We start from the raw sequence: 3,553 nt of genomic DNA on the forward strand, positions 1-3,553 counted from the left end.
ACCGGCTGATATCAATCGATGATCAGCCAACCACACGCCGATAGATCAAACGCACGTCGTCTTCGAAGCGATCCACCCGGCTGAGCGTTAACGCTGTTGCCAGGTCGATGGGTCCGAGGCCCGCTCCAGCGATGGGGCCGGGTGCTGTCACGCCGCCGAATAACTTGGCCCCGACGTAGACGTGGAATTCGTCGACCAGACACTCGCCCGAGGTTGAATCCCAAAAACTGCCCAGCAGGGCGGCACCGCCCTCGATCATCACGTTCGTCATGTCTTGTTCGCCGAGCCGCTTGAGCGCGTGACGGACCATCGACTGTGGGTCATCCGAGTCCAATGCAAACACCCTTGCCCCGCGTTGCCGAAGTTCCGCCAATCGGGCGCCGTCGACCAGTGGTGACGTGAACAGCCAAGTCTCAATGGCGTCTGCCGTTTGAATCAGCTTGGACTGGAGCGAGGGAAGTCGGCGACGACAGAACACGACACGTTTGGCAACGCGTGGCGGCTTCACCGCCACACCCTCGGCGTCGATCACTCGCGCGTTGAGCATTGGGTCGTCTGCCTCGACGGTGCCCATCGCCGTGAGGATCGCGTCCACGCGGCCGCGCAAGCGGTGCACCCGACGCCTCGATTCCACTCCCGTGATCCACTGGCTTTGGCGGGAAACGGTGGCGATACGACCGTCCGCAGTCATCGCCCACTTGGCGATCACCCACGGCGTGCCGGTCCGAACCCGTTTTAAATACGGTGCCAACAACGCTTCTGCATCAGCCTTCACGACATCCAGTGTGACCTCGATCCCCGCCTGGCGCAGCTGACGGATCCCGCCGCCATCGACCTTCGGAAAGGGATCTCGCATCGCAACGACGACACGTGTGACACCAGCCCGGATCAGCGTTTCGCTACAGGGCGGCGTCTTGCCATGGTGACAACAGGGTTCCAAGGTGACGTAGGCGGTCGCACCGGCGGCCTCGTCCGTTGACCGCAGTGATTGCAATGCGTCGACTTCCGCGTGCGGCCCACCGAACAGGTGGTGGTAACCGCGGGCGATGCAGACCCCGTCTTTGACGAGCACACAGCCGACCATCGGGTTCGGTTCGACGTAACCTTGTCCTTGGACGGCTAGTTCCAGGGCAAGTCGCATCCAGTGTTCATCGTCAGGATGGTGGGTCGACGTCATGCGACCGTTCAATCCATTCCGGGGACCCAGAGTTTGCCGCCTTCCCCACCGGAGGGATTGGGGGCGGCCGGCGAGTCGGGCGTCCAGACTCCGCCGGAACGCTCTTCCGGAGGCGCCGCCGGCGTGAATTCGGTCGGGGCTGCTGCCGGTGCGGCGGGGCCATCGCGTAGCGATCCATCGGGGCGGATGATCCCCAACTGCATCAGCAACTGTTGCACGCGTGCCATCACGGAGGGATCGTTTCCGTAGTTCTTTTCGATATCCATGATCGTTTGTCGGAAACCGTCCTGATCGGACATCGACAAACAAAGCTCAAGCCGTGCGAGCAAGATCGAGGCGAAGTTCAGCTTGTGTGTTTTGGCGAATTGGATCGCTCGATCGCTGATCGCAATCGACTCGCCAGGTTCTGGCGTCGACATCATCCACAGGATGTAACCTTCCATCGCCATCCGGTTTTCCTGCTCGTTGGCAGCGTCGGCGGCAGTCTTTTCGACCAGCTTCGCCGCGAACCGATTGCAGGCAGTCATGCCGCCGGTCGCACGTGCATTGCTGGCCAAGACGTACAGCTGCATCGGAGAAAGTTGGTCCGGATTGACCCGAAAGAAATCGGCGGCTGACAAGTCGCCGAGTGTTTCGTCGGTCGGTTGCAGTTCGGGCAACGGGTCGACTTTGGAGATTTGATAGATGTCGGCAAGCGCGCCGGCCAGACTGATGATCCGCTCGTGGCCTTCGAGAACACGGACGACCGTTGCCCGCTCGATCGCCAACGCGTCGTCATCGGCGGCACCGGCCAGCGATTTGCCGGCCAGCATCGGCAACGGCAACTCACAGGCTCGCTTGCCGTCGTGGCGGGCCGCGAACTCGCGATTGAAGCGTGCCAGTTCCGCCATTGATTTGGGTTGCAGTTGACGAATCGGTCGATCGTCGAGGGCGAACGACATCGGGATCGGATGGGGTTCGTCCAAGACGACTTTGCCATCGGGAATCGCGGCCAGCAGGATGCCCTTGACCGTTTCGACACGGTCTTCGGTAACGTCAAACGCGATCGCCTGGGCGCTCCGATCGGTCTGTCGTCCGAACACCGCGACCAGGGCAATCGACGCCGGGCAGTCGGCGGCCGTCACGTCTTGATCATCCGATTCCAGCGGTCGGTCGGAAACGAAAAACGCGCTCCGGGGTCGGACTTCGCCCTCGGGGATTTGTAACTGGGACAACCGCTGGGCGGAGAGTTGTTCGGTTCGGTCGCTAGCGATCAACGCCATCTCGGCTTGATCGATGTCGTCGAATTCGACGTGAATCGTTTGGGCGTTGACCGACAGGGTTCCGATCGGCGAAAGCAGTCCGCTGATCGCGCGGTAACGTTGACGCGTCAACAGGTCCAACGCTTCGACTTGCGAGAGCTGGTTGGCCATCTCGGTTTGGCGTTCCAGATCACCACGCCAAACCGCACAATGGAACAAGCCCGACAAAATCGCTGCTTGATTCGGGGCGGTGCGTCGAAGCGATTCGAATTTGTCTTGCGCCAACAGCACCTTGTTGCTGCGCAGCAACCCGACGGCTTCGTCATAACGTTCGCCCCAATCCGCGTCGGCGTCACGCTCGATCAATTGTGGCACGCTCTTGAGCAGGTGATTGACGCCCGGTGAGGTGTCCAGTTGTGCCAAGAACGCGTTGGCCTGTTCGGCTTCATAGCCTTGTGAGCTGATGGCAAGCAACGCGTAGACGCGTGCCGACAGGATGACACCGCTTTGGGCCAGTCCCATCGCGACGATCAACGCGACGTCCATCAAGAACGCGTCGACTTCCTGCCCGCTTTCGTTGAGTGCTTCCAACAATGAATCGGTCGCGCCCTGGACGTCCTGGCTGAACACGAGCGCGGCGGCACGCTGCGTCAGGGCGAGTGGATTGGAGGGTTGCAGCCGAATGAATCGTTCGGCATTTTCACTGAGCGAATCATACTCGCGAAGATCCAACAACAGCCGGCCGCGGATCGCCAACGCCCACGCCGCATCGGGATGCTCCTCCAGAATCGATTTCAATCGATCCAATCCCGGGACGACCTGACCGCCCTCGATCATCGTCAGCACTTGATCCATCTGGCCGACGGAGTCCTTGCACTTGCAGAACTTGATTTTTTTGCCGTTCCCACAGGGGCAAACGGCGTACAGATCGACAGACATAGAACGGGCCGAGATCGAGGATGGAGGGAGATGAGCCGAGAATGTTACCACGATCGGTGCATCTGGCCAAAGCCCCGCTGGCCCGTGCCGTGGCGGATTTTCGCTCGTTCCCAGGCTTCGCCCTCCGCCGTGAACGACTTTTTAGCGGTAGGGCGCGAGCGGGCTGTCGAATTAGTCGCGTTAATGGTGAGCCGCT

At 61.0% G+C, this 3,553-nt stretch carries 2 protein-coding genes; both read right to left on the reverse strand.

Going from position 1 to position 3,553, the window contains the following annotated elements:
* Positions 1-22 precede the first annotated feature (22 nt).
* Positions 23-1,177 (reverse strand): bifunctional diaminohydroxyphosphoribosylaminopyrimidine deaminase/5-amino-6-(5-phosphoribosylamino)uracil reductase RibD, encoded by a 1,155-nt coding sequence (gene ribD, locus NZK35_RS28935; RefSeq protein WP_259636011.1) that lies wholly within the window; start codon positions 1,175-1,177, stop codon positions 23-25.
* Between the two features lie 8 nt (positions 1,178-1,185).
* On the reverse strand, positions 1,186-3,357 hold the full coding sequence (locus tag NZK35_RS28940) for a tetratricopeptide repeat protein (protein ID WP_259636012.1): 2,172 nt from the start codon (positions 3,355-3,357) through the stop codon (positions 1,186-1,188).
* Between the last annotated feature and the right edge of the window lie 196 nt (positions 3,358-3,553).

Origin of the sequence: Stieleria sedimenti (genome assembly GCF_025060895.1) — a bacterium.
Classification (GTDB): Bacteria; Planctomycetota; Planctomycetia; order Pirellulales; family Pirellulaceae; genus Stieleria; species Stieleria sedimenti.

Bases quoted from the DNA above. Each gene is read 5' to 3' on its own strand.
- ribD (WP_259636011.1), bottom strand. From the start codon at position 1,177: ATGACGTCGACCCACCATCCTGACGATGAACACTGGATGCGACTTGCC.
- NZK35_RS28940 (WP_259636012.1), bottom strand. From the start codon at position 3,357: ATGTCTGTCGATCTGTACGCCGTTTGCCCCTGTGGGAACGGCAAAAAA.